The following is a 26,649-nucleotide window of genomic DNA, read 5'->3' as shown; positions in this document are numbered from 1 at the left end:
GGTGCGGGATCATTCAGCGGTCGCCAGTCGGTTGCGTATCAGTTTCAAACCGGTGCTCAGCAGGTACCCGACATTGCCGACGCTCAGCCCCGTCAATTCGCTGATTTCGCGGTAGCTCAAATCCCCATGGATCTTCAAGCGAATGACTTCTTGCTGTCGCGGCGGCAGCGTGGCCAACAGGCCTTGCGCGTTTTCGTAACGTTCGGTCATCTCGGCGATGGACACGGGATCGGAGTCTCGGCTGATTTGGCGTGAGGCGTTTGCATCGTCGAGTGTTTTCATCCGGCTCTCCTTCTTCAGGATGTCCAAGGCGCGATTGCGGCAGACCCGAAACAGCCATTGTCGAACGCGATCTTGGACCTGCTGGCGAGGCTGCTTGCACAGTCGAACAAACGTGTCTTGAACGACGTCGCTTGCGCGGTCGCGATCGCCCAGTAGGTGTGTCGCATAGCCCATCATTGGGAGTTCGTTTTCCCGAAAGACTTGGGTCAGCCATGCTTGGTCGCTCAGCGGCTCGCTGGCGGCATCGTCGCACGATGGGTCGCATTGGTGATTCAAATGGTTCATTGCCCGCGCAAGCAGAAGGATGCTCGTCCATGCACAGTGAAAGACGATCGAACCGCCACGGCCTTAGACAAAAAAGGCGAATCGGTGTGACGAAGAGCGTGGAGAGATCAATTTTGGTCGGAATCCGACGCCCTGTGTGCCGGGTTGTTACACTTTTCCTTTGCCAGCCCGCGTTTTCCCCTTCCCCTCCACCCTCCCCCCATTCGCCGGGTCTATCGCCATGCATGCTCTCGGTCGTCGTCGGTTTCTTGTCCAAAACACTGCCATCGCTGCCGCGGCAGCCACCTCGCTGTCCCTCGTTCCGCGACGTGCCCGGGCCGCCGCGAACGACCGCATGAAGGTCGCCTTCATCGGTGTGGGCGGGCGCGGCGGAAGCAATTTAAAGGCGATCACGGCGACCGGGAAAGTCGACGTCGTGGCCCTCTGCGACGTCGACTCACGCTTCGTCGAAAACACGGCGAAGCAGTTTCCCGCGGCACGCAAGTTTCAAGACTTTCGAAAACTCTATGACGCCGTCGGCAAAGAGATCGATGCGGCAGTGGTCAGCACGACCGAACACACCCACGCCTTCGCCACCATGCCGGCGCTGCAACTGGGCAAGCACGTCTATTGCGAAAAACCCCTGGCGTACAACATCGCCGAGACCCGCGCGGTGACCGAAGCCGCCGCGCGGGCCGGTGTGGTGACGCAAATGGGAACACAGATTCACGCCGGCGAAAACTATCACCGCGTGGTCGAATTGATTCAGTCCGGCGCGATCGGTGACGTTCACGAAGCCCACGTCTGGGTCGGTCGCGCTTGGGGGCTGCAGTCCGAAGCAGACGCCAAGAAGAACGATCGGTTGTTCGTCGATTCCAGACCCGCAACGGGGATGACCCCGCCGAGTTATTTGGACTGGGACCTCTGGCTGGGACCGGCGCCCAAGCGTCCTTTCCACAACGTCTATTTCCCCGGACCCAATTGGTACCGCTGGTGGGATTTTGGCAACGGCACGATGTCGGATCTGGGCAGCCACTGGAACGACCTGCCGTACTGGGCGCTCCAACTGGATGCGCCCCAGACGGTCGAAGCGTTTGGCCCGCCAGCCCATCCCGAGATCGCTCCGGCGTCGATGTCGGCGGAATATCACTATGGGCAGCGCGGCGATCGGGTCCCCGTCAAATTGACGTGGCACCAAGGGACACACAAGCCGGAGATCTGGAAACGCGGCGAGATTCCACAGTGGAACAGCGGCGTGTTGTTCATCGGTTCGAAAGGCATGTTGCTTTCGGACTACCGGAAACATTTGCTGTTGCCCGAAGACGACTTCACGGACTTTGTCCCTCCCGAGCCGTTCATCCCGGATTCGCCAGGGCACCATGAAGAATGGGTGGCGGCCTGTTTAAGCGGCGGCCAGACCGGCAGCCCGTTCAGTTACGCCGGTCCGTTGACCGAAGCGAATCATTTGGGCAACGTCGCCTATCGTGTCGGCAAAAAAATCACTTGGGATCCGGTCAACATGAAGTGTGTCGGTTGTCCCGAAGCCGACCCCTTCATCCGTCGCGAGCCCCGATCCGGTTGGTCGCTTTCGTGACCGAGTCGCCAGTGGCGTAAGCTTCCAGCTTGCGATCGAGTCGGTAGGGCATGCTATGCATGCCAGACGTCACGCACAGCGTGACCTACACCTCCCAACGCCTTCACTCTCGGATTCACATCATGCATCGACGCACCGTTTTGAAATCTGCCGCTGCCGCATCCGTCGCGCTGGCAACACAGTCACTGCCCAACAAGGCCGCCGCCGGCCAGTTCACCGGCAAGATCAAGAAAGCCATCAAGTTGCACATGGCCACCGGCAACGAATCGGTGCTGGAAAAATTTCGCATGATCCGCGACATCGGTTTCGATGGCGTGGAACCTCGCGTCAAACTCGGCAAAGAAAACGAAGCGCTCGTTCGGTCTTATGCCCAGGCGAGTGAAGCAACCGGTTTGCCGATTCATGGCGTGGTCCATTCCAGCAATCCCGATTTGGTCGGCGCGATCGATCAGGCCAAAATGCTCGGCGCCAGCTCGGTCTTGCACGTTGTTCGATACGATCGCAAGATCAGCTATTTACAGAACTACGAGGAGACCAAGCAGATCATCCGGCAAGCGGTCGGGCATGCCGAGAAGCAAGGTGTGATGATCTTGTGCGAAAACGTTTGGGCGTCGTATCTGATCGAGCCGATGGGAATGGCCCGGTTCATCGATTCGTTCGACAGTCCGATGGTGGGGATCTATTTCGACGTCGGCAACGTCGTCCGCTGGGGTTGGCCGCAGCACTGGTTGGAAGTCATCGGTCGCCGCGCGAAGAAGTTGGACATCAAAGAGTATGACTTGACCGTCGCGATGAACGAAGGCATGCGCGAAGGGTTTCGCAAGCCGCTCGGTGAAGGCAGCATCGAGTGGGCCAAGGTCCGTGCGGAGCTTGCGAAAATCGATTACCACGGCTGGGCGACCGCGGAGGTCAAGGGCGGTGACCGCAAACGTTTGGTAGAGATCGCTGAGCAGATGGACCGGGTGTTGGATCTGGTGTGAAGCTTGCCCGCCGGGGCAATGATCGTGCAATGGGACCAATGCGACACATAGGATTTATCGGTCGCATCTGTCCGATTGGTCCTATCGATCGCGGGACCCATTGCAGCCGTCGCGTAGGGCATGCTGTGCATGCCATGTGTCACGCACAGCGTGACCTACTCGGTTTCGATGCGGTACAGCTGTGTTTCACTTCTCAGCAAGATCGCTTCGTCGATCACCGCGAACGATGCAAAGGTTCGGTCGGAGTCGCCGAGATCGTTGACCGCCAATTCATTGTATTTCTTCCCAGGTGCGATGACCGTCGTCTTTCCCGTTTCGCTTTGGAAATAGATGCGGCCCGCCCCGTAAAACGGGGACGCGGAATACTTTCCGCCCAGACGTTCTTTCCAGTGCAGCTTGCCCGTGGTCGCATCGACGCACGAGGCGACGCCTCCGTCGTCGACGAAATACAATTCATCGCCCACGGCCAACATCGAAGGGGTCTTGGGGACGCCCTTGTCCAGCGTCCAGCGGACATGCGAATCGGTCACGTCACCGCGTCCGCTCGGATCGATCGCGTACAACGATGCGGAATCGTAACCGCTGCTGACAAAGACAAGTCCGTTGGCGAAAACGGGGCGCGGCACAACGGAATAACCTTCGTCATAGTCCACACTCCAAATTTCCGCGCCCGTTTCGGGGTCGTAGGCGACGACGGCTCCACTGCCCGGACAGACGGCTTGGGGCTGCCCGTCGACTTCGATCAGCATCGGCGTGGAAAACGAAAACCCTTTTTTGACTTCCGCTCGCCGCTCGGTTTTCCATTTTACGTCGCCGCTGGCTGCCGAGATGCCGGCGACGAATTGTTGGTCACCGCCGTCGCAGGTGACGATCAGCGTTTCGTTGTAAAGCACCGGTGAACCGCCGTTGCCGTGAACCGGTCGAAACTGCAGTGCGTCCGTCGTCCAAATCATTTCTCCATCGGTCGACAGGCAGGCGGTGCCGGAGGGGCCGAAGTGCACGTACAGCCGATCGCCTTCCAGCACCGGCGTGGCACTGGCGTGGCTGTTCTTCTTGTGCATCTGCACGCCGTCGCCCGACTGGATGAAGACTTCCTTGTTCCAGAGAATTCGGCCGTCGTCGGCACGGATGCACAGGGCACGCAACGATCGCGCCTTGTCGGCATCGCCATCGAGCGGTGTCGCGGTGGTCAAATAGATTTTTCCATCGGCGACGACCGGCGAAGACCATCCGTCACCTTCGATCGGAATCTTCCAAGCGATGTGCTCGGTTTCGCTCCAGGAAAGCGGCAGCGAGTCGGCGCCGGAATGCCCCTGTCCACCCGGCCCGCGAAACTCCGTCCAGTATTCGGCAAGGCAGGTGGTCGTGGTGATGAAGCCGCCCAGCAAAACAACGAACAGGTAGCGTGGTGGAGTGATCATGGTTCTGGTTTGGGGGTCTCAATCAGTGATGGCTGTGCCACTTACATGGACGCCAAGCGGGTTATCATTGTTAGCGGTAGGGCGCGAGCCCTCCGGTGTTTGGTAACGATGAGGAACCGGAGGGCTTGCGCCCTGCCGCTAACACCTCGTCAGACACATGCAATCAATGCTTCGCAGCGTTACTTGCGGGGGTAACAAAATGCCACTCAAAACCCTCGTTTGCGCATCAGGGCGGACGTGTCGACGTCGCGGCCCCTGAAACGGCGAAATCCGTCGGCGGGGTCAATCGTGTCGCCGACGGAGAACACGTTCTCGTTCAGGCTCTTGCAAAGTTCCGGGTCGTAGTACGAACCGGCCTCTTCAAACGCTTCTGCGGCATCGGCCGTCAACGCGTCGGCCCACAGGTAACTGTAATAGCCGGCCGAATAGCTGTCGCTGCTGAAGATGTGGGCGAAGTGCGGCGTGCGGTGTCGCATCGGCAATTCGTCGGGCATCCCGATTTCTTTGAGTGTCTCGGTTTCAAAGGCGTCCGGGTCGATCCGATCTTGATCACTGGTGTGCAGTTTCATGTCGACGATCGCACTGGCCAAGTATTCGACCGTCGCGAATCCTTGATTGAATGTGGACGCTTTTTTGATCTTGTCGATCAGTGATTGCGGCAACGGCTGGCCGGTTTCGTAGTGCACACAATACTTCTGCAGGACTTCGGGTGTGTCGAGCCAATGTTCCAGCAGTTGGGAGGGGAACTCGACGTAGTCGCGGGCGACCGACGTGCCGGCTTGGGAGGGATAGTTCACGTCGGAACTGAGCCCGTGCAGGGCGTGGCCGAATTCGTGGAACAGGGTGACGGCATCGTCCCAGGAAATCAGCACGGTTTCGTCTTGACCGCCCGGGATGAAGTTGGAGTTATTGGAGACGATCGGTGTTTTTGCGTCGCCCATGTTCTGTTGGACGCGGTAGGCGGTCATCCAGGCGCCGCTTCGTTTTCCGGTGCGCGCGTAGGGATCAAAGTACCACAGTCCGACATGTTGTCCGTCGCGGCCGGTGACTTCCCAGACGCGGACATCGGGATGAAAAACCGGAACGTCTTTGGCGGGCGTGAATTGAAAACCGAACAGTTCGCCGGCGACCCAGAACATGCCTTCGCGGAGCTTTTCCAGTTGCAGGTAGGGTTTGACTTCACCGAGGTCCAGGTCATATTTCGCCTTGCGGACTTTCTCGGCGTAGAAGCGGTAGTCCCAGGGCTCGATGGTGATCTTTTCTGCGGGATCGGATGCATCGGCGTCGGCGATCTTCTGCATGTCGGCGACCTCTTCGGTGACGCGGGCGACGGCCTTGGGCCACACTTGGTTCATCAGTGCAAAGGTTGCCTCGGGCTTTTTCGCCATCGTCGGTTCCAAACGCCAGTGGGCGTGGGTGGGATAGCCGAGCAGTTTGGCCCGTTCGCGGCGGAGTGCCAGGATTTCGGTGATGATTCCGTTGTTGTCGTGTTCGTCACCGTTGTCACAGCGGTTGTAATAGGTCCGCCAGACTTGTTCGCGGAGCGGTCGGTTGGTGCTGTAGGTCAAGAACGGATCCATCGACGATCGGGTGTTGGTCACCGCCCATTGATCGGGTTTGCCGCGTTCTTCGGCGGCCCGTTTCATGGACGCCACCACGCTTTCGGGCAACCCATCCAAATCCGATTCCTGTTCGACCCAGGTCACGAATCGCTTTTCGTCTTCGAGGACGTTTTGGCTGAAATCGGTAAACAACCGCGAAAGGTCCGCGTTGATTCGTGTCAGCCGGGCCTTGTCACTGGCATTGAGTTGGGCGCCGCGACGAACGAACGTTTTGTAGAGGTCGTCGATCAAGCGGACTTGTGCGACGGTCATGGATTTTTTTTCGTCGCTTTCGTAGATCGCCTTGAGTCGTTCGAACAGCGCGCTGTTCTGGTAGATGCTGTCGGAGTGGGCGGAAAGTTTTGGCGCGACGACGCGTTCGATGTCAGGGATCGGACCGAGGTTCAGGTTGGAGGAGTGGACACCGAAGATCGCATCCAGGCGATCGAGCGCTTGTCCGGCTTTTTCCATCGCCACCACGGTGTTTTCAAACGTGGCCGGTTCGGGGTTGGTGGCGATCGTGTCGATGTCCGCGGACGCTTGTGCGATGGCCGCGTCAAAGGCATCGATAAACTCTTCGCTGCGCACCAGATCCCACGGCGGTACGCCTCCATAGGGTCCCGTCCATGGTTTCAGCAGTACCGAATCAGTCATTCCTTTTTGCTCCGTCGTGGTGGTGTTCGTATCCTCCTGAGCCCGCAACAGGCCCAGGTTCAAAATCAAGAAGCCGAACGAAAGTGCGGCGATTGGTAAGCGTTTCATAGGGTCGTGGGGTTGAAGTCCAGATCGGTGACCGGTCACGCCAGATCGGCGTGGGTGAGTGTATCGCGCTGTTGTCCGCGCTTGGACCGACCGCGGCGGAAAATCAGGTAGACCGCGGCGACGGCGACGACCAGCAAACTGATCCCCAACACGGGCCGATAGAAGACCCATGCGATTCCGATCACGGTCATCGCCCCGGCGATGGTCAGCAAGCCGGCGACGATGGCGGTGCCGAATCCGACGAGTGAACCGGCCAGCGGGAGGACATCGGCTAGCACGACCAGGGGGCGCAGCAACAACATCAACCCGAAAAACATCATCATCGATCCGGCGGCCCGCAAGAACCAGGTCAGCATTCGATTGGCGGCCTCTTCTTGGGCGATCATTTCGGCGGCGCTGATGACGCCGACTTTCAGCACGTTGATGGTGGTGTTGTAGTGCGTTTCAAACGGCTGAAAGGACTCGCCGGTTTGTTGGCTGAGCAGGCTGACCGTCTGCACCGGCGTCGCGGTGAACCACAGGCGTACGTCGCCGATCTGCGGTGTCTCGATTGCCCGCAGGCCGGGATTGCCGGACTGGGCGGGTGGGGATGCGGTGCCGGTCGGGGGTGGGCCGTCGGTCGCATCCGTTTCGGGAGACTTTGTTTCGACGGGTAATGATTGGGCCGGCGGGGTGAGCGCCAGTTCCACGGACTCGTCCACGGCTGCTTCCGCCGCGACGGTCTGATCTGGCGCGGTGTCCGATAGCGGGTTTGCAAACAGGTAGATCCGCGAGGCGCCGTTGGGGCCATCGTTACGAATGATCGAGCGATCCTTGAACGCTTCGGGGACGTTGGCCGCGTCAAGTTCCAAGGCGTCTTCGCCGCCGATCATGGCGATCAGCGAGTCGGGAAGACGGAACCGGCCCAGGGAGACGTTTTTGGCCTGGTAGGTTCGATCGGCGAACACGAATTCGGTCGGATTCTGGTGCGACGCTGCTTCGTCAAACTCGCTTGAATCGATCCGTCCCGGGTACCAATCTTTTTCGTAGGTGTAGGTGGTGGTCGTCCGGGTTCCCCCGCCCAGCTTTTTGTCCTTCTTGGTTTGTTCGTTCTCGTTCCATTGGTACATCTCGACGTGCCGCGTCAATCGAATCCCGTTGTATTCGATGGCGAAGTCGTCATCACGAAGCACGTCGCTGGTTTGGACGTCACCGGAGACGTGGACAAACTTTCCATCGTTGGCCGGATCGACCGAATCGGGTTGGATCTCGACGACGACTTTGGCGCCTTCCTTCAGTCCCTTGGCGGTCCGGACGGCGCGGCCTTCGTTCCAGAACAAGACCGGGACCGAGACGATGGTCAGTAGACCGCCGAACAGGATGCCGACAAACGCCTTGCCGAGGCGACCGAACCATGACTCTTCTGTGACGTGTGTTCCCATCTGTTTTCTCCCGATTCCATTTTTTGTTGGCGGCAGGGCGCGAGCCCTCCGGTCTTTCAGGCAAACGCCTTGCGCAAGGTTTCCAGGCTCTTGGGGATCGCCGTTTCGTGCGACTCCTGGCCTTCAAATTCCAGCGAGATGTATCCCTGGTAGTTGACCCCCGCCAAGATGTTTGCGACTCGGTCGTAATCGATCTCCAGCGTGTACCAGGTGCCCCCGCCGAAGTAGGTCTTGGCTTGAACGAAGACGGCTTCGGGCGCCAGTTGCTCGTATTGTTCGTATTGGTTTTCCAAGAAGTTGCCCGTGTCCAAGGTGGCTCGCAACCAGGGGGAATCGATTTCGCGGATCAGCCGGAGCACGCCGTCGGCGGTGCGTCCGAGTCCCCAGTGGTTTTCCAGCCCCAGCACGACGCCGCATTTTTCCGCGACCGGCAAGCACTTTTCGAGTCCTTCGCGGACCCAGGCAAATCCGTCGTCGTCGCTGTAGCCTTCCAACCTGGGCTCGATGCCCTTGTTGGCCATCAGGGTATCGAAATCCTTTGACGTTCCCCAGCGTCCGGTGTTGACGCGGATGGTCGGGATGCCGAGTGCGTAGGCCAGTTCGATACAGTGGATGGTGTGGCGGACGTTTTCGTCACGCTTGGCGGCATCGGGGAAAACGAACGACTGGTGAGTGGAAAAACCGCACAAATCCAATCCGGATCGAAAGGCGCGTTGTTTGATGCGTTGCAGCGCGGCGTTGGATTCATCTTCCATTTGGACGTGCAGGATTTCGACGCCATCGAATCCCGTTTCGGCGGCCAAGTCGATGCACTGCTCGATCGTCAGCTTGCTGTCGTCGCGGTAGCGCCAGTAGGAGTAGGTGGAAACGGCGATCCGGTTGGCGCGTTTTGGGGGGCCGGATGTTTCCGCCGCCGGTGCCGGTATTCCGGAGGCCAGCATTCCGGAAGCCAACGGAGTGGCCAACGCTCCGGCGATCCATTGCCGGCGGTCGATTGGGGTCGGTTCAGGGGAAACGGTTTGGTCACGGTGGTGGGAACGGGATGGTTGCATCGGATCGGTTGCTCGCGGCCGGTGTCATGGATGTCGCCTCGTCTACCGTGTTGTTTTAGCGTATCGGCGCGAGTTGTGCCGCTCTCTGCGTGGGTGTTTTGTTACCCGGCGAGTGCCTTGTGTCGGGTGCGGATCGAGACGGGCAGCATCAACGTGAACGTCGCGCCCTGGCCGATCCCCTCGCTGTGGACCGACAATCTGCCGCCCAGTTCGACCGCCGCGGTTGCGGAGGCGTGGAGTCCGAAACCGTGCCCGTCTTTTTTGGTCGTGAAGCCGTTGGAGAAGATCGTGGTGATTCGGTCCGGCGCGATCCCCGTCCCGCTGTCACTGACCTGGAAACAAACTTCGTCACCGGATTGTTCCAGACGAAGCGTCACGCGTTTGAGTTCCGAATCGTGTTCGAGCACGGATTCCTTGGCGTTCTTGATCAGGTTGACGATGATCTGGATGGCCTTGGATTTCTCAATTTCGATTGCGGGGACGTGGCCGTAGTCTTTGACGATTTCGACGTTGTGTTTGGAGAAGGAATCGTGCACAAAATGGATCGCGTCTTCGAACAAGGCGGCCGGATGCAGTTGTTCCATCACGCCGAACGCCCCGGCGTGGGATTGTTGGGCGCGGACGATGTCTTTGATGTGCTCGACGTTGGACGCCAGGGATTCGATTTCGTCCAAGATGGAACGTTGGTCCTCACGCATGCTGCCGGAGAGTTTGCCCAGGTATCGCGGCAAGATTTTGCCCTGGTCGCTTCGCAGCAGGAACTCGGCGAGTTCGTCTTCGTTTTGTGTCAACAATTCGACGGCTTTTTCGAGGCTGGCGAGTTTGACGTTGCGGAGTCGTTCGTCGATCAGGTTGGCGCTGATGTTCAAACTATTGAGAACGTTTCCGATGTTGTGCAACACGCCGTTGGCGATATCGGCCATGCCGGCCCGCCGCGACACTTCCAGGAGTTGTGCGTGGGTATTTTGCAACTGTTTCGTCGCCAGATCTTTGGCTTCGATTTGGCTTTGCAAGGCGGTGTTGGATTGTTCCAGTTCGCTGGTCCGTTCGGCGACGCGTTGTTCCAGTTCTTGGTTCAGTTCTTGCAACCGCTCGCTCGCTTGGATGACGGCTTTTTCACGCGACTGAACACGATCCAGCATGCCATTGAATTGGCGGTACAAGACGCCGATCTCATCGTCACTGTCGTGATGGACTCGGATCGCGCAGTCTTCGCTCTGTGAAATGGTCTTGGCCGTCGACGCCAGCCGCAAGATCGGCGCGGTCACGGAGTCCTGGAGGAGTGAGGAGGCGAACACACCGATGATGATCGAAATCGCCAGCACGACGGCCGCGGCCAGGACATGAGCCGTGCGCGCCTGGCCGAGATCGGCGGTCGTTTCACGCAGAAACAGCGTGCCCAGGCGGTCGCCGTCGTCGGTGATGGGCACCGCCACGTTCAGAAACCCGTCTGGATCGTAGTGCGCACCGAGCGTGACCGACTGGGGATGAAACTCTGCGGGATCGCCGAATCGTCGGTAGATCGCAAACACGGACGCATCGGCGTCCAAGATGCACGCGATGTCGATCGTTTCCCGGCCCTTGATCGCGGCCAGCAGTTCTTCGGCGGCGTCCTGTTGGCCAAACGCCAGCGCCGCCGTGCTGTTGGTGCTGAGCGTCTCGGCGATCGCCGTCAATTGCGTGGCCTTGGACGCGGAGATGCGCTGGACGTCCAGGATCACAAAGATGACGCAGGCGACCGAGACGGCCAACGTGATCGCCGTGGCAGCCAAGAACGTCAGCTTGGTTTGAACGGAAAAGTCGCGGAATCGTTTGGTGGTTCTTCCCATGGGGTCTAGTCTCGTTCGATGGTCGCGATGTTGAGCAGTTTGGCGTCCGCCTGAAGACCGCGTCGGGCCATCGCGTCGACGTTGATTTTCAATCCGATGGTGCCATCGTGGTCGGCGAAAAAACGGATCGGGACGCCGCGCTGAGGGGCCACCACGGCATCGCAAATCAACAGCGCGTTTTGTTGTGCGGTCCGCGCGATCGCCTCGGCTTCGTCTGACGGAGCGGTTCCGGCATGCAGGAAGACCAGGTGGCAGGCTTGGATCTCGCTGACCGAATCAAATTGGCGGACGACGATCCGTCGGCCCCGGACGCTCTTCGTCGCGGCGACTTGGTTCAGCAGTCGGCCATGCGGATCGCCGCTCATGATCCCGATCACGGTGGGCGCGGAATCGTCGGCGTAGGCCGTCGGGGGCCAACGGACGTAGCGCAGGAAATTGTATAAGTAGGCGACTTTGACGTTCCGTTCCGAAGCCATCCCGGTTTGCGCGGCGGCGGGTGGACCGGTCAAGAGGCCGGTCAAGACCAACAGCGTCACCAGGACACCGGTCCGACGCCATGTGCGCCGGGGAACGTGAGTGCATGAAGGAATCCGCTTCATCGACGCCACTCCACGTACGCGTGCACACTGCGCGGTACTTCGGTGGAAACGTCGCCGGTGAAGAAACTGGGGCCGAACTCGCGGTGCCGTCGGTCAAACAGGTTGCGTCCGACGACCGAAGCGGAAAGGTTGCGGCCGAGGTTCCAGGCGAATCGTGTGTCGACGGCCACGTACGAAGGGGTCGCTTCGGCGGGCAGGTTGTCGACGTAACGGGTGATGATGTCCAGCTGTCGTCCGCGGTTCAGGTCGAAGGATTGGGTCAGCGAAACCTGGTTCCGCGGCAGCGCACCGGATTTGCCTGCCGTACCGGCGACCGACGGCGGCGGCTCGTCGAATTCAATGCGCTGGAACGCGTACCAGCCTCTCAGGCTCCAACACGCGGTCAGCTGTGCGGTCGCCGAAACTTCAAACCCATAGCCATCGGCCGCGGCGGCGTCGGAGAGTTCGAGAAAGGGGAGCGCTGCGGGAGGAACGTTCAGTCGCAGCACTTGCAGCTTGTCGTAGTCATGGAAATAGGCCGTCGCATCCCAGGCGAAGAACTCGTTGGTTTGTTGTCGATAGCCCAGCTCGTAAGACACCAGGTTCTCCGCGCCCAAGTCGCCGACACCGCGGAGTTCGAGTGGGAAATTGCCCAGGGGCACCGGTTGATTGACAATCAATCGGCCGTCGGCCGACAGGCGCGAAGGGGTGCGGACCGCCCGCGAGACCGCGCACCAGGCCGCTGCGGATTCGCTGGGCAACCAGAGCAGCCGGGCGCTGGGTTGCAGTTCGAAATTGCTATATGTGTTGTGCGAGAACTTGGAACCGAGCGTGAAATACCAGGCGTCTTCCAACAACGTCATTTCGTCTTGAACGAACGCGTTGAACCGTTGAACGGTGCGCCGCTCGGGATCGGCGGCGATGTACGGCAGCGGTTCGTTGTTGGTCAGTTTGTCAAAAATCGCTCGGTAGCCGGCTCCCCAAATGATCCGGTGATCACAGCGGTAGCGGAATCGGCTCTGGAAATCCAAGTCAAAGATGTGGGTCTGTTGGCCGAATCCATAAGCACTGCGATCGAAACGGTCGTAATAGAGTTGCAGCGAGGATTCGTGATCCGGCGAATGCGTCCGCGTCCAACGCGTCAGCAGGTTGCCCCCGGAAACCGGTTGGTCGAACTCGATGCGACCGGCGAGATCTTTGTCGGCCAGGCTGTCTGATTCGCCGTTGTAGTACTGGCCTTGAAAGGTCAGCTTGTCATCGGCGGGTGATTCCCAATCGGTTCGGAATCCCAGACGGGCCTGGTCTGTCGCGTCATAGGGTGTGCCGCCGACCAGGTCCATCTCGTCCCGCTGAAACCATTTGCCCCAGACGCGGTAGTCGACGCCTCGTTCGGTGCGCCCCCCGATGCGTCCGCCGACGAAACCCTGTTCCAGCGTGCCGGCGCCGGCGATGGCGTAGCTGCCGTGGGTTTGCGAACTGGGCTTGGTCAAGATGTTGATCACTCCGTTGACGGCATTGGCGCCCCACACCGTCGCGCCGGGACCGCGGATGACTTCGATCCGCAAGACGTCTTCCAACAGCACGTCTTGGACATCCCACAGCACTCCGGCGAACAGCGGGTTGTAAACGGTCCGGCCGTCGATTTGCACCAACAACTTGTCGCTGAATCGGCCCGACTCGCCCCGACTGCTGACGCTCCACTTGTTTCCATCGATCCGCGCCACCTGAAGCCCCGGTGCCAGACGGAGCACTTCGGGGATCGACTGGTAGCCGCTGCGACGAATCATTTCGCCGGTGATCACGAACACGGCCGCCGGGGACCGGCCGATCGTGCTTTTCTGACGCGAGACCGAAGACACTTCGACATCCAGCGCCGGCGCGACCGACGTCCGCCGCAGCGAACCGAGGTCTTGGTCCAACAGTGAATCCAGTTCGCTGTCGAGTTCCTCTTCGTCGAGGACCGCATCGTCGACGCCGTCGGGGTGTTGGTTTTGCCGCGGGGCCGACGCGGGTTGTTCGGCGGGGGCCAGTGGCCCGGCAGCCTGACCGAGCGCGGGGGCCGCTGTCAGCAGGAACGCCCAGAGCACCCCCGCGACGACGTGGCGCCGACATGAACGATGTTCCGGTCGCCACCCCAAACGACGAGGCATTCCCGCGACGTCATCGTCGGCCGCCCTGTCTTGAAATTCTGTCTGCACCATACCGCCCCAGGAACGACTTCCGTATCGTTGACGTGTTTATCCAGCACATCGGTGTATCCGTGACCACCTTCTTGTGTTGTCGAATGTGCGACGGTCCCATTCCACCGATTCAACGAGCTTTACGGAAAACCGCAGCGAATCCTCCGCGGACTCACAACGCAGCGGCTCCCCCGGGCGGTTTGAGAATGCGGACCGGGAGTGTCGGTTGTCCCTCAAATCGAAGCAATTCAATCAGTTATTTCCTGCGATCAAGGTCGGCCGGCTGATCACAAGCGAAGGTTGGAAGCAACAGTGACACTCAACGAAGGGCGATCCAGAGACGATGGACGAAGCACACAGGGCCGGCGCGGGGATTGCGGGCGAACAAGTCGTGGAAGATTCCGGGAATCCGCGAATCATCATCATCGATGACAACACGGCGATCCATGATGATTTTCGCAAGATCCTGTGTGACGATTCGGAAGCCGACGCGGAATTGGATTCACTCGAAGTGTCCTTGTTCGGTTCCGCGTCGCGACAATCCAAAGCGTCGCGGTGCTACGAGCTGTCGTCCGCCTATCAGGGTGAAGACGGATACCGGATGGTGTGCCAGGCGATCCAGGAAGGTCGCCCCTTCAGTACGGCGTTTGTCGACATGCGGATGCCGCCGGGCTGGGACGGCGTCGAGACGATCCGCCAGTTGTGGAAGGCCGACCCCGATCTGCAAGTCTTGATCTGCACCGCGTTCTCGGACTATTCCTGGTCGGAGATCGTCGAAGAACTCGGCAACAGCGATCAATTGCTGATTCTGCGCAAACCCTTCGACGCCGCCGAGGTCGCCCAGATCGCTGCGGCCATGACCAAAAAGAGAAAGCTGACCGAAGCCTCTCGCAGCACGGTTGCGGATCTGGAAAGGACCGTGGCGGTCAAGACGAAAGAAATTCGTCGCGAGATGAAACAACGTGAATTGGCGCAGGAACAACTGCTGGAAAAAGAAAGGCAGTTGCGCGAGTCGCAAAAATTGGAAGCGGTCGGGATGCTGGCCGGTGGGATCGCCCACGAATTCAACAATCTGCTGCAGATCATCCTGTCGTACACGCAGTTTGGACTGGACGCGACACGCCCCGGCGAGCGGCTGCACGAAGACATGAAATGCATTTTCAAAGCCGGCGAGCGCGCCACGTCTTTGACCCGCCAGTTGCTCGGGTTCAGCCGCCGCAAGCCGCTCTGTTGTATCGATCTCGATGTCAATGCTGTCGTCGCAGAACTGGTCGGGCTGGCCAAGCCGCTGCTGGGATCACGCATCACACTGTGCCAAAACCTGCATCCCGCCTCCGCGATGGTTCACGCCGATTCGGTCGAACTGCAACAGGCCCTGCTGAATTGCTGTATCAACTCACGCGACGCCATGGACGGCACCGGCCGGCTCACGTTGTCCACCGAGTTGGTTGACTTGGATGAAGCGTACTGTCGCCGGGACGACGTGCTTCGGCCCGGCCCGTTTGTCCGCATTTCGATCTCCGACACCGGCAGCGGCATGCCGCCCGATGTGGTGGAGCGGGTGTTTGAACCGTTCTTCACCACCAAGGAAATCGGCTCGGGGACAGGCTTGGGGATGGCGATGGTGTACGGTTTGGTGAAACAGCATCAGGGGCACATCGAAGTCCAATCGGAAGTCGGCGTGGGCACAACGTTTCGTATCTATCTGCCCGCTGTCAAGGATCGCGCGACGACACCGCCGAGCAGCCAGCCCGTGATCGATCGCGGCGAAGACGACCGCAGCAGCATCGGCACGATCTTGATTGCCGACGATGAAGAACTGTTGCGACAGGTCAGCAGCCGGATCCTGCAGCGCGCCGGATACCACGTCGTCTTGGCCTCCGATGGACAGGAGGCGGTGCAACGCGTCCATGAACTGGACGATCAAATCGATCTGGCGATTTTGGACGTGATGATGCCCAACATGACCGGGCGTGAAGCCTGCGGTCAGATCGCCGAAAGCAACCCCGAGCTGCCGTTGCTGTTCTGTACCGGGCATGACCCCGAAGTCGCCCAGAATGGAGAAGTCCCGCCCGGCTACCCGGTCGTCCATAAACCGTTTACCGCTGAGGATCTGTTGGCGTCGGTCCGCGAAATCCTTGATGATCAACGCGTCTTGCGACACGAATGCCGCGACGTTGATGTGGCAACCACGTAGCAATTGGGTTGGTCAAACCATTGATGGGCCAAATAATGGATGGCCCAAAAATGGGTGGAATGAAGGCGGGAGGGGGACGATCAAACGATCACCAAACCACGATTTCTTTGGTTGCAGTGTGGTGAGGCCCAACGCGTTCAATTAGAATCGCGTCAGCCCCGCGCTCCCCCCGCCTCGATCCCACCTCACCGATGAATCGACCGTTGCCCCAACGGTGCGATTCGGATGCATCCCATGTCCATTTCGTCACGCGTCAGTCGGGCCATCGGGTCCGGCATGTTGATCGGCGTTCTTTTGATCGCCGATGGAGCGCCCGCCCAACCGCCGGGCATCTCCGATCAAGCACCCCTTCAGCCGGTTATGGCTTGCCGCGTCCGCACGGGGGAGTCGAAGTCGGCGTATCAGTTGTTGGGGACGGTCACGCCCAGCCGAACCACGACGATCGGCTATTCGCTGCCCGGTCGGCTGAGAACCTTGCACGCCAAGCGTGGCGATCGGCTTGCCGCCGGTGACGCGGTAGCCGATTTGCAGACCGACGTGATCCAGATCGAGATCGCCGCGGCCAAAGCGGAACTGCGTCTGGTGGAACATCAATTGGCGGAGCTTGAAGCCGGATCACGCGACGAAGACATCGCCGAAGCCGAGGCGCGAAAGGAGGCCGCCGGGGCGATCGCCCGACGCTCGGCCAGCCAGCTCGCGCGGATGTCAAAACTGGTTCAATCCAAAGCCGCTTCGATCGAAGAGCTCGACGTGGCGACCGCGGAAGCCGATTCGTCGCGACAGTTGTTGCAAGCGGCGACCATCGCACACGCTCGGCTCGTCAGCGGTCCGCGTGTCGAACAGGTCGCCCAGGCCCAGGCACGCGTGGATCTGCAGCGCGAACAAGTCCGATTGCTCGAAGACCGACTGAAGAAACACACCCTGATCGCCCCCTTCGACGGCTACGTGACGGCCGAATACACCGAAGCGGGCGCTTGGATCACCGCGGGTGATCCGGTCGTCGACTTGATCGATTTGGACACCGTCAGGGTGGAGGTGGCTGTTCCGGCCGCTCAGGTGGTGTCCTTGCGTCCGGGGCAGACGATCCATGTGGAGTTCGACGCGCGGCCGGGCGAATTGTTGCTGGGCCAGTTGGAACGCATCGTGCCGGCGGCCGATACCCGCTCGCGAACCTTTCCGGTGTTGGTCCGGATCAAGAACCGCATCGACGACGGCATCCCGCTGTTGATGTCCGGGATGGTCGTGCGAATGGATTTGCCGATCGGGCCCGAAACGGAACAGACGTTTGTGCCCACCGATGCCATCGTCTTGGACGGGATCGGCCAATCCGTGTTTGTCGTCGATGTCGGCCGCGCCGCATCGGCCGGCGGTGAATCGGCCGGCGGTGAATCACAGTCGGCCGTGGTCCGCAAAGTGCCGGTCAAACTGGGGGTCGCCCAGGGAGACTGGATTGCCGTCAGCGGCGAAGTGGACGCCGACGCGATCGTCGTCACGCGCGGCAACGAGCGTTTGGCGGCCGGGCAATCCGTGGAGGTTACCGTCGGAGACGGTTGAGAGACGTGTTTGGAATTCTGATTCGCAATCCGGTCAAAGTTTATGTCGGCGCCATCTTGGCGGCGCTGTTCGGAACGCTGTCGCTGGGGTTGATCCCCAAGCAATTGGTCCCCGAAGTTCAAAACCCGGTGCTGACCATCGAAACCCGATGGCCCGGGGCCAGCCCCCAAGAAATCGAACGCGAGATCGTGCTCGAGCAGGAAGAGCAACTGCAAGGCGTCGAGGGGTTGATCAAACTGTCGTCCAGTTGCAGGGTCTCCTCCGCCGAGGTCACGCTGGAGTTCGAGATCGGAACCAACATCGACGATGCATTGGCGCGGGTCAACACGCGGTTGCAGCAGGTTCGCGAGTATCCCTTGGACGCGGGAGAACCGGTCATCGAGGCGTCGGATCTGAGCGCCCAGCCGATCGCGCGATTCGCATTGACGCCGCGGCCACCGACCAGCCAGACGATCGCCGAATTCCAATCGGCCCATCCTCCGATCGCGGATCTTCTCGAACCGGCGAGGCGGGCCAGTAATTCAGCCCTCCGCGTTTTCCGTCTGCAAAACTGTTTGGACGAACATCTCGCCGCGCACCCCGAACTGGAAGCGTTGCGTCCGCCCCCGGTCGACTTGGAAAAGCTCCGCAAGTTGTCCGAGGATTTTGTCGAGGCGAGATTGGAACGCGTGCCCGGCGTTTCAAACGCCGAGACCCGCGGCGGCCGCGAACAAGAGTTGCAGGTGATTGTCGATCCGGCCAAGTTGGCGACGCGACAGATCACGATTCGGCAGGTCCGCGAGGCGCTGAACCGTCAAAACAGCGACACGACCGCCGGTGATTTTTTTCAAGGCAAACGGACCTGGGTGATTCGAACGCTGGGGCAGTTTCGCGACCCCGAACAAGTCAAACAACAATTGCTGGTCTCCGACGGAAACACACGCGTCTACGTCGGCGATGTCGCGGAAGTCAAACTGGGTTACAAGGACCGCGAGAGCATCGCGCGTCGCTACGGAACCGAAAGCATCAGTCTAAGTGTCGGGCGGGTCAGCGGCGCGAACGTGATGGAAGTGATGCAGGGGTTGCGTGTTGCCAACCGCGAGTTGAATGAAGGGGTATTGAAACGCGAAGGGTTGGAACTGTTTCAGTACTACGACGAGACCGAATACATCGAGTCGGCGATCGCGTTGGTGGTGCAAAACATGCTGATCGGCAGCGCCGCGACGATCATCATCTTGATGTTGTTCTTGCATTTCGGGCGCGCCACGGTGTTGGCCAGCGTGGCGATCGCAGCGACCGCCGTCGCATCGGTGTACGTCTCGCCTTGGTTCTACGTCGGCACGGTCGTGCTGATTTTCGTGTTGGGCTATCGCATCGCGCGTGGGGCGCTGGTCGCTGCGGTGGCGATTCCGATCAGCATCGCCGGTGCGTTCTTGTGCATGACGCTATTGGGGCGATCGTTGAACGTCATCTCGCTGGCCGGGATGGCCTTTGCCGTCGGCATGTTGGTCGACAATGCGGTCGTGGTGTTGGAGAACATCGCCAGGCGAAAGCAGCTCGGCGAGACCGCCTTTGTCGCCGCGTCGCGAGGCGTCGGCGAGGTCGGCGGCGCGATCGTGGCGTCGACGCTCACGACGATCGCCGTGTTTTTACCGGTGATCTTTGTGCAAGCCACGGCGGGGCAGTTGTTTCGCGACATCGCCCTGGCGATCAGTTGTGGTATCGCCTTTTCGATGCTCGTTTCCTTTACCGTGATTCCGACCGCGGCGTCGCGTTTGTTCGCCCGCCGCCGTGGTCAAGATGAGATGGCTTCGGAAACGTCCGGTGCAGTCCCGGGCGATAACGTTGACGCCCAGTCAGACGGCTGGTTCGAACGGGCGACGCGCGGTGCCGCATCGTCGCTGGTCGGTGCGATCGTCGGTTTCAATTCCTGGGTGCTGCGTTCCCGATTGCGATCGATCGCCGTCGTGTTGGTGATGACGGGGATCTCAGTCGGAGTCAGCTATCTGTTGTGGCCCAAGGTCGAATACTTGCCGACGGGCAATCGCAACTTTGTGTTCGCGCGGTTTTCGCTTCCCGCCGGTTACAACCTTGACGAGTTGTCCGACATCGGCGCGGTCGTCGAGCAGCGGTTGCGACCCATCTGGGATGTGGACGAAGGCAGTGCGGCGACCGACGGCTCGGACGCTCCTGTCTTGGATTATTACTTTTGTTCGATCCGCGAGCGAAGTCTGTTCATGGGGTTTCGCGCCCGGGATCCCGAGCGGGCGACCGAGTTGGTTCCCTTGATTCGCCAGGCCGGCGGCGGGCTGCCGGGGATCCGCGTGATGGCGTCCCAGTCCAGTTTGTTCGGCCGCGGCATGTCGGGTGGACGAACCATCGACATTGAGATTTCCGGTCCCGATCTGGATCGGTTGGTCGTCATCGCCGGTCGCGTGCTTGAGGATGTGGAACGGTTGATGCCCGAAGGCCAAGCGTCGCCGCAACCGAGTCTGGAACTGTCCAGCCCGGAAATCCATCTCAAGCCCAAGTTGTTGGCGGCATCCGAGATGGGGATCGACACGACCGACCTGGGCTATGTCGCCGACGCCATGGTCGACGGGGCCTATGCCGGTGACTACTACGTGGGCGGGGACAAGATCGACATGACGATCAAGGGGCCGACCGGTCGCAATGCGGATCCGCAAGCGTTGATGTCGCTGCCGTTGGCGACCGGCGATGGAGAGGTGGTGCCCTTGATGGCGGTTGCGGAGATGCAATACGGCAGCGGGCCGGAACAGATCCAACGCCGCGAACGATTGCGGTCCATCACCATCGAAGTCAGCCCGCCGGACGACATGCCGCTGGAAGCCGCCATGGAACTGGTCAATGGCCAAATCGTTTCGCCCTTGGTCGACGAGGGGACGATCGGGAATGAGTACTTTGTCGCCCTGTCCGGGACCGCCGACAAACTGCGGCAAGCCTGGGACGCACTCCGTTTCAACATTCTGATGGCGGTACTGATCACCTATCTGTTGATGGCCGCGCTGTTTGAATCTTGGCTGTATCCCTTTGTCGTCATCTTTAGCGTGCCGTTAGGTGCCGTCGGCGGCATCGTCGGGTTGTGGGTGCTGAATTTCTTTGTCCCCCAGTCGTTGGACGTGCTGACGATGCTCGGCTTTATCATCTTGATCGGCACGGTGGTCAACAACGCGATCTTGATTGTGCACCAATCATTGGTTCACATGCGCGAAGAACATCTCGCGCCGATTCAGGCGGTCCCGATGAGCGTTCGCACGCGGATTCGTCCGATCTGTATCACCACACTGACGACGGTGCTGGGGTTGTTGCCGTTGGTGGTGTTTCCGGGTGCGGGCAGCGAACTGTATCGCGGGCTGGGCGTCGTCTTTTTGGGCGGGATGATCGTCTCGACGTGCTTCACGTTGGTGCTGGTCCCCGTCGTCTTTGTCCTGTTCATGGACCTCAGGACAGCGCTCAAGCTGGCGCCCGAGTCGATGCATCGATACGACGACGTCGAATCCGAGGTGTTGCAACCGGCGGGCGTGTGACGGCGCCATGGCGTGTAGCTCTGCTTTGCGGAGGTAACGCTTCGCATCTTTGGCGTTTTTGGGGACAGAGGAGCCAGGGTATCGATTCGACTAGACCGATGCGGTGTGTGTTTGAGTTCACCGAGGCGGATTTGGACCGACCGCCGACGGCGACAAACATGAAGCGACCGTGACCGCTTCCCACAGCGAAGCGAACCGCTCGATCGCACCGTCGCCGAGTTGACCGACCGCATGGCGAGCCTCGAGCAGCGATTGCTCGAACCGTAGTGCCATCGCTCTTTGATCTTTGACAATTTGATTGTTGTCGCTGTGAGCTGTCGGGTCTGGCTAGCCCGGCAGCTCGTGGGGAGGCTGTTCGCAGACGACTGCCGCACACCCCTGGCAGAGGTGACGGGGCGGGATCTGTTCGCAGCTTTGGTCGTGGACACCGAACGCAGATTGGAAACTGCCAAAATACCGAAGTTGATGCAACCTGCTGCTCGAAGCGATTCTGGTTCGGCGCTTCGGTTGGTCCAACCGATGCGGTGAAAGCGGGCGTTTCAATCTGCGTCCGGCATTGGACAGAGTGCGAATTTGCGATTTCCACTCGGTGGCCGGCCTACCTCTATACTGGCTCCCTTCTCCCCCTTCGATGAAAGCGAGTCGTGCTCGCTTTCATCGAAGGGGGAGAAGGGTTGGGGATGAGGGGGCAAGCAGGCGTCACCCTTGAATCGTAGGGGCAGCATGAACAGAAGAGCTCGACGGGATCCAAAGGCGATTTCCTTCGCTCGCGATCAACGGGTCCGCGCAAACGAGTTTGCTCAGGATGTTTGGCAAATGTTGCGCAATCGCCGGTGTCGAAATCAGAAGTTTCGGCGCGAATACGCAATTTCTCCGTATACAGTCGACTTCTGTTGTGTGGCCTTGAAGTTGATTGTTGAGGTTGATGGTGAACCTCATCAGACCAATGAAGGCCGTCAGCATGATCAGCGTCGCGACCGATATTTGGCCGAGGGAGGATATCACGTCGTGCGGGTTCTCGGTTACGAGGTCTTGAGGAATGCTGTTGCCGTGCGGCGCCGGATCGAGCAGGCGATTGACGAGCGGATGGAAGGACGTGCCCCCTCATCCCCAGCCCTTCTCCCCCACGACGAGAGCGAGCACCACTCGCTCTCGCCGCGGGGGAGAAGGGAGCCAGAATGAAGGAGTGCGATCGCACCGAACAGAGAAAACGCGATTTCTTCGCGCAGTCGGTTGCATCGACCAGCGCGTCGTTGCGAAATCGTCTGGGCGCACTTTTCTCGAGATCTGGGACCAAAGTGAGTGGAGTCTCCAGCGAATGCCCAGATCGGCAGATCGGCAGATCGGCAGCGGTGTCGGGACTAAAGAGTATCAGCCGTTCGACTTCGGTCTTGCGTTGGCTGGCTTCGAATCTCATTAAGTCACTAATATGGATGCGGCAGTGACCATCAGGTCCAGTGGTTTGTTTGCTTGAAGGATGCTCAACTCACGGGCCTCCAGATCCCGGTCTTTATGTTGCCTAGACAATCGTGGAGTTCAATGGCATCGCGCGTGATCGCAATTGGTGACGTCCACGGCTGTTCGATCGCTCTACGCAATTTGATCCATTCCATACAGCCCAAACAATCCGACACCATCGTGACACTAGGGGACTACGTCAATCGCGGGCCAGATGTCGGGGGATCGCGTTGTCTCGGGGCACCGTCGACGAATGTCCAACCAAGCGTGTTCAAGTCTTTGCGACAATCGACGAAAATCTCATTGCAGCAAAAACGTCTAGCCAATTCGAGTCAAACGGTCACTGCCTTCCCTTCGGTCCAGGCTGTGCCACCCAAAACACCAACCGAACAGGGCTCCCGCAGGCCACCACCGAGAAAACTCCGGGTGGAACGGACCGCAGGGAAGACCGTGTCCGTGCGACATCGCCGACTCTCGCCCCCATGACCTCCAAGCGATGCCGTCGGCTCCGCCGGATGGCCGATGCGAACCGCATGGGTGGAAACGCCACAAGATGCTCTCACTGTACATTCCGACTTCAGCGACGACATCGACGAGCAAGCCACTCAGAGTAGAAGCATCCTGTCGCTTTGCGACACAGGTCGATGATCTGTCCCACCTGCCAACGTCGAAGCGTCTCAACCCGGCGGGCTGCTGCGTTTAATCAGGAAAACGTGAAAGTTCTGTCACATCGTGATCAGGTTTTCGCTGAGTGAAGGTGTCGGAGCCGAATCCGACAAACATACCACTGACAAACATACCACTGACAAAACTCTCGGCGGAATTGATCATGCGTTTCCTTCTTGTACTTAGCTTTTTCGTCACTGCCAGTTCAATCTTCGCACAACACCAGCAGGTGGCGAGCCGCAGCGTCGCGATGGAAACCAAACGGAACAGCAGCGTCGCGGTGGAACCGAAATCGAGCCGCGGTCTCGAAATGGGCCCAAATCAGAACCGCTCGCTCGCGGACGAGCAAATGCAGACCCTGGTGGAAACGGAACTCACCGACTACGAAGTTTGGATCGCTGCCGATGCGTCAAAACACCAGTACTACACGCTCTATATTCTCACAAAAGATGGCTGGGTCGAGGTACCGGGCGACGCGAAGGGTGAGGCCGAGCGATTCTACTCTGAAAGCAGTGTCTATGAGTTTCTGGCAACAATGCCGGGTTACGGGATCGACTTCGTCGAGTATGAGATCGAAGCCCACACGCCGGACACCAACTGGACTTACATCGGAACATTCGACGAGCGCGACCATGCGGAAGAAATCTTGAGTCTGGTGCTGGAAGGAATCGCCCTAAGCGGTGTCCAGAACGCCGACAGCTACTTCGGAGAAGTTCGCGCCGTGACCGCGGTCCCGAGAAGTTTGCGGTGACAAATAGTCGGTGACCGCGTCAGCCGCGGCGGGTGGCCCATGCGAACCGCATGGGTAGTGAAGCCACGAGATGCTCTCACCATGCGTTCCGACTGCCGCGACGTGCGTCCTCTAGCAGATCTGCGAGCCAGCAGCATCCTGTCGCTCCGCGGCACACGTCGACGACCTTGCCGGGTGCCGTGGTTGACCCGCGATTCTCCACGATGCGTACCGTTGCTCTGCGAGCAACGACGAACGCGGGTATGCGGTCTCGACATTAGGTCTAGCCGCTTCCACGAGCCAATTCTGAGGCGCACATGTCGTTGCGTTTGAATTCGTCAAGGGCGTGGTCCGAGCCCTCGAGTAGCGTGCAGGCTGGCCGTGCAATACGCGTTCGGTTTCATCGACCGAGGCGGCTTACGATTGAGGCAATTTGCGGGCGGTGTCTCCACCGGGACTACACCTCAGCGTCTCGCAATGCATTTGCCGCCCGGTGCGGTACCTACTGCTGAAAGTGGCCTGCCCCATGATAGGCACGTGTGGATTCAGCAAATGTCCAAATCTACCGGGGTTGGCACGTCCTCGATCTACCGGGGATCTTCGTCTCGCACCCGAGGGCACGCAGTGACGACATCGACCGCAAAGACAATCCAGATCTATTTGCCGACGTGCGAACCACGTGGAGTCCGTATTGCCGAGATCACGACGCGGATCGTGCAGGCAGTCTTGATCCCAGGAAGCGAGACGACGCCCCAACGGACGCACACGAGCTAACGACTACGTGCTTTCGGGATTGCTCCGGTGTGCTTCGGGCCTCCGCTCACTTCCTTTGTTTCCCACCGCCGGCGGCGTAACGCTTGTTCTGCGCCTTCACTTCGGCCAGCGTGTGGGGTTTGAGCCCACAGGCCCAGTGGATGCCGGCGGAGAGAAACGCTTCGAACTCGGCTTGCCCGAAATCATCGACATGCCCCAGTGAGGTGTAGAAGGAACGCCCGCCGTCGTTGCGGATGAATTTCCATGCAACCGGCTCAGGCGATTCGCCTTCGACACTGCCATTGACCAGCACTCGAGTGCCCTTTGCCAGGGGCGCCGTCTTGTAAAGCGATCCGCCGGGCCGGATGTTCATCGCTCCGCTGGCCGTCACGATCGGATCGTGGATCGCGCCGCCGGGTTTCCGGAGCGTGGTTTTCAGCGCGTTTCCGAAATGGCCGGTGTAGTTGCCGCCGAACACGTCGTCGTCGAAGCTGTCCCAAACGCTTTTGCCCTCCGGCGGTTGTTCGCCTCGCAACGAAAACGCGTGACTGGCGGTGCGGATGCCGATCACCGGTTTGCCTTGCCGGACAAAGTCACGAATCAAATCCAGGTCGCGCTGCGGCAGCGCACGGCGGCGGACACTGACCAGCAACGCATCGGCGTCGGCCAAACTCTCGATCCCCACGATTTCGTGACGCTCGGTTTCACTGCCCCAGGCAAATTCGACACTGAAATGTTTTGACAGGTGTTTTGCGGCAAAGGCGGGCAGCGTCCGATGGGTCTGGTATTCGTTTTCGGCAACCAGCATCAGCAGACGGACGCGGTGATCGCCGGCGAACCGAAACGCCTGGTCGCCGAGCACCTGATCGCTCGAAATCGTCGGGCAGACGTACCGCTCGATGTGATCGACGATCAAATCCGTGCCGGTGAAGTGGCTCGCATAGGGCCACGCTCGGTGGTCATACATGGTGTCGGTCAGGTCACGCGCCAGCACGACATTTTTTTTCGCCGCAGCGAGACGACGCAGCCCGAAGGGACGCCCCAGCACACACATGTTGGTGTGCACACCGACCAGAATGACATTGTCGATGCCTCGGTGGGTCAAGATGTTCCAGATGTCCGTCCCGCTGTCGCTGATGAAGTCACGTTGGTCATCGATGCCGATCACATCGACCTGGCGTTGCCAGGGCGCCCGCGGGTTTCGTCCGATGGCGGCCAGACGTTCGGCCCACAGTTGATGGTCTTCGGCATCGTCGTCCTCGCCGCCGTCGGACTGGTCGATCGGATAGGCGGCGGCTTCTTCGCTGGGGATTTGATCGCACCAGCTTGCGATGTCGTCGGGCATCGAGACGGCCGCCGGGATCGCCGACACCCTGGCGCGCGCCGGGTGGTTTTCGTATGCCGCCATACAACTGCTGGGGGCGTGAATGATCGTCACGCCTCGTTCTCGCAGCGTGTCGCAGAAACGATCGATTCGAGGGGCGAGCTGTGCGACACGTCGAACCGCATTGACGCAGTGATGCGAATCCCACATGTCGCACACGATCACGGCCGTGCGGGCCGGATCCCATTGCTCGTCACGCGTCAACCGGTGGAATCGCGGTGACCCCTCGGCGGCGGGCTGTTGGTAGCGGAGTTGCCAATTCAACGTCTGTGCGGAGACGGGTGAGACATCAGAAATCAGCAGGGAGAATCCGAGCGTCAGAACGATGGATTTCAAAAAAGGTGACGGATTCATGGCGGGCAATTGGGGGTGGAGGCATAGGCAAAGTGCCTGATCAGTGTAACCGGTTTGTTGCT

General features: G+C 59.9%; 18 protein-coding genes. 8 read left to right on the top strand and 10 right to left on the bottom strand.

Annotated features, from left to right (window positions below):
- Positions 1–9: 9 nt before the first annotated feature.
- On the bottom strand, positions 10–567 hold the full coding sequence (locus tag Enr13x_RS36670) for an RNA polymerase sigma factor (protein WP_145391871.1): 558 nt from the start codon (positions 565–567) through the stop codon (positions 10–12).
- Positions 568–901: 334 nt separating this feature from the next.
- Here Enr13x_RS36670 and Enr13x_RS36665 point away from each other — a divergent pair, with 334 nt between their 5' ends.
- Positions 902–2,140, top strand: a complete 1,239-nt coding sequence (locus Enr13x_RS36665) for a Gfo/Idh/MocA family protein (protein WP_231744004.1) — start codon at positions 902–904, stop codon at positions 2,138–2,140.
- A 122-nt stretch (positions 2,141–2,262) separates the two neighbouring features.
- Positions 2,263–3,120, top strand: a complete 858-nt coding sequence (locus tag Enr13x_RS36660; protein ID WP_197455644.1) for a sugar phosphate isomerase/epimerase family protein — start codon at positions 2,263–2,265, stop codon at positions 3,118–3,120.
- A gap of 155 nt (positions 3,121–3,275) precedes the next feature.
- Here the strand turns inward: Enr13x_RS36660 and Enr13x_RS36655 are convergent, their stop codons facing one another.
- From Enr13x_RS36655 to Enr13x_RS36625, 7 genes are all read right to left on the bottom strand, one after another.
- Positions 3,276–4,541, bottom strand: coding sequence for a PQQ-binding-like beta-propeller repeat protein (locus Enr13x_RS36655; protein ID WP_145391868.1), 1,266 nt, complete (start codon positions 4,539–4,541; stop codon positions 3,276–3,278).
- Between the two features lie 206 nt (positions 4,542–4,747).
- Positions 4,748–6,904, bottom strand: coding sequence for a M3 family metallopeptidase (locus Enr13x_RS36650; protein WP_145391867.1), 2,157 nt, complete (start codon positions 6,902–6,904; stop codon positions 4,748–4,750).
- A gap of 35 nt (positions 6,905–6,939) precedes the next feature.
- On the bottom strand, positions 6,940–8,325 hold the full coding sequence (locus Enr13x_RS36645; RefSeq protein WP_145391866.1) for a TMEM43 family protein: 1,386 nt from the start codon (positions 8,323–8,325) through the stop codon (positions 6,940–6,942).
- Positions 8,326–8,381: 56 nt separating this feature from the next.
- A complete protein-coding gene (locus tag Enr13x_RS36640) occupies positions 8,382–9,377 on the bottom strand; it encodes a sugar phosphate isomerase/epimerase family protein (RefSeq protein WP_145391865.1) in 996 nt (331 codons plus the stop codon).
- 101 nt (positions 9,378–9,478) lie between these two features.
- Entirely contained in the window at positions 9,479–11,206 is a 1,728-nt protein-coding gene (locus Enr13x_RS36635; protein WP_145391864.1) for an ATP-binding protein, read from the bottom strand.
- A gap of 5 nt (positions 11,207–11,211) precedes the next feature.
- Positions 11,212–11,742: a YfiR family protein gene (locus Enr13x_RS36630; protein WP_231744003.1), complete on the bottom strand. Its 531-nt coding sequence runs from the start codon at positions 11,740–11,742 to the stop codon at positions 11,212–11,214.
- Positions 11,743–11,801: 59 nt separating this feature from the next.
- Positions 11,802–13,985 (bottom strand): TonB-dependent receptor plug domain-containing protein, encoded by a 2,184-nt coding sequence (locus Enr13x_RS36625; protein ID WP_145391862.1) that lies wholly within the window; start codon positions 13,983–13,985, stop codon positions 11,802–11,804.
- Positions 13,986–14,307: 322 nt separating this feature from the next.
- Between Enr13x_RS36625 and Enr13x_RS36620 the strand changes: the two genes are divergently transcribed.
- The 3 genes from Enr13x_RS36620 (at position 14,308) to Enr13x_RS36610 (ending at position 21,242) form a co-directional block, all read left to right on the top strand.
- Positions 14,308–16,161 carry a response regulator gene (locus Enr13x_RS36620; RefSeq protein ID WP_145391861.1) on the top strand — a complete coding sequence of 618 codons (1,854 nt, stop codon included), beginning with the start codon at positions 14,308–14,310 and terminating at the stop codon, positions 16,159–16,161.
- A 234-nt stretch (positions 16,162–16,395) separates the two neighbouring features.
- Positions 16,396–17,715 carry an efflux RND transporter periplasmic adaptor subunit gene (locus Enr13x_RS36615; RefSeq protein ID WP_197455642.1) on the top strand — a complete coding sequence of 440 codons (1,320 nt, stop codon included), beginning with the start codon at positions 16,396–16,398 and terminating at the stop codon, positions 17,713–17,715.
- 5 nt (positions 17,716–17,720) lie between these two features.
- Positions 17,721–21,242: an efflux RND transporter permease subunit gene (locus Enr13x_RS36610; RefSeq protein WP_145391859.1), complete on the top strand. Its 3,522-nt coding sequence runs from the start codon at positions 17,721–17,723 to the stop codon at positions 21,240–21,242.
- A gap of 117 nt (positions 21,243–21,359) precedes the next feature.
- Here the strand turns inward: Enr13x_RS36610 and Enr13x_RS38700 are convergent, their stop codons facing one another.
- Positions 21,360–21,515 carry a hypothetical protein gene (locus Enr13x_RS38700; protein WP_197455641.1) on the bottom strand — a complete coding sequence of 52 codons (156 nt, stop codon included), beginning with the start codon at positions 21,513–21,515 and terminating at the stop codon, positions 21,360–21,362.
- 450 nt (positions 21,516–21,965) lie between these two features.
- On the opposite strand from Enr13x_RS38700, the gene Enr13x_RS40020 reads away from it, so the two are divergent.
- The 3 genes from Enr13x_RS40020 to Enr13x_RS36595 all read left to right on the top strand — a co-directional run bounded on the left by Enr13x_RS40020 (position 21,966) and on the right by Enr13x_RS36595 (position 24,117).
- A complete protein-coding gene (locus Enr13x_RS40020) occupies positions 21,966–22,424 on the top strand; it encodes an endonuclease domain-containing protein (protein ID WP_145385343.1) in 459 nt (152 codons plus the stop codon).
- A gap of 330 nt (positions 22,425–22,754) precedes the next feature.
- The gene (locus Enr13x_RS40015; RefSeq protein ID WP_390621125.1) at positions 22,755–23,186 is read left to right on the top strand and encodes a metallophosphoesterase; all 432 of its coding nucleotides are present in this window, start codon (positions 22,755–22,757) and stop codon (positions 23,184–23,186) included.
- A 343-nt stretch (positions 23,187–23,529) separates the two neighbouring features.
- A complete protein-coding gene (locus Enr13x_RS36595) occupies positions 23,530–24,117 on the top strand; it encodes a hypothetical protein (protein ID WP_145391858.1) in 588 nt (195 codons plus the stop codon).
- A 799-nt stretch (positions 24,118–24,916) separates the two neighbouring features.
- Here the strand turns inward: Enr13x_RS36595 and Enr13x_RS36585 are convergent.
- Complete coding sequence (locus tag Enr13x_RS36585; protein WP_145391857.1) at positions 24,917–26,587, bottom strand: ThuA domain-containing protein; 1,671 nt, start codon at positions 26,585–26,587, stop codon at positions 24,917–24,919.
- Positions 26,588–26,649: the final 62 nt, after the last annotated feature.

This window comes from Stieleria neptunia, from assembly GCF_007754155.1.
GTDB classification, from domain to species: domain Bacteria; phylum Planctomycetota; class Planctomycetia; order Pirellulales; family Pirellulaceae; genus Stieleria; species Stieleria neptunia.
This window is presented reverse-complemented; position numbering and strand designations above follow the sequence as displayed.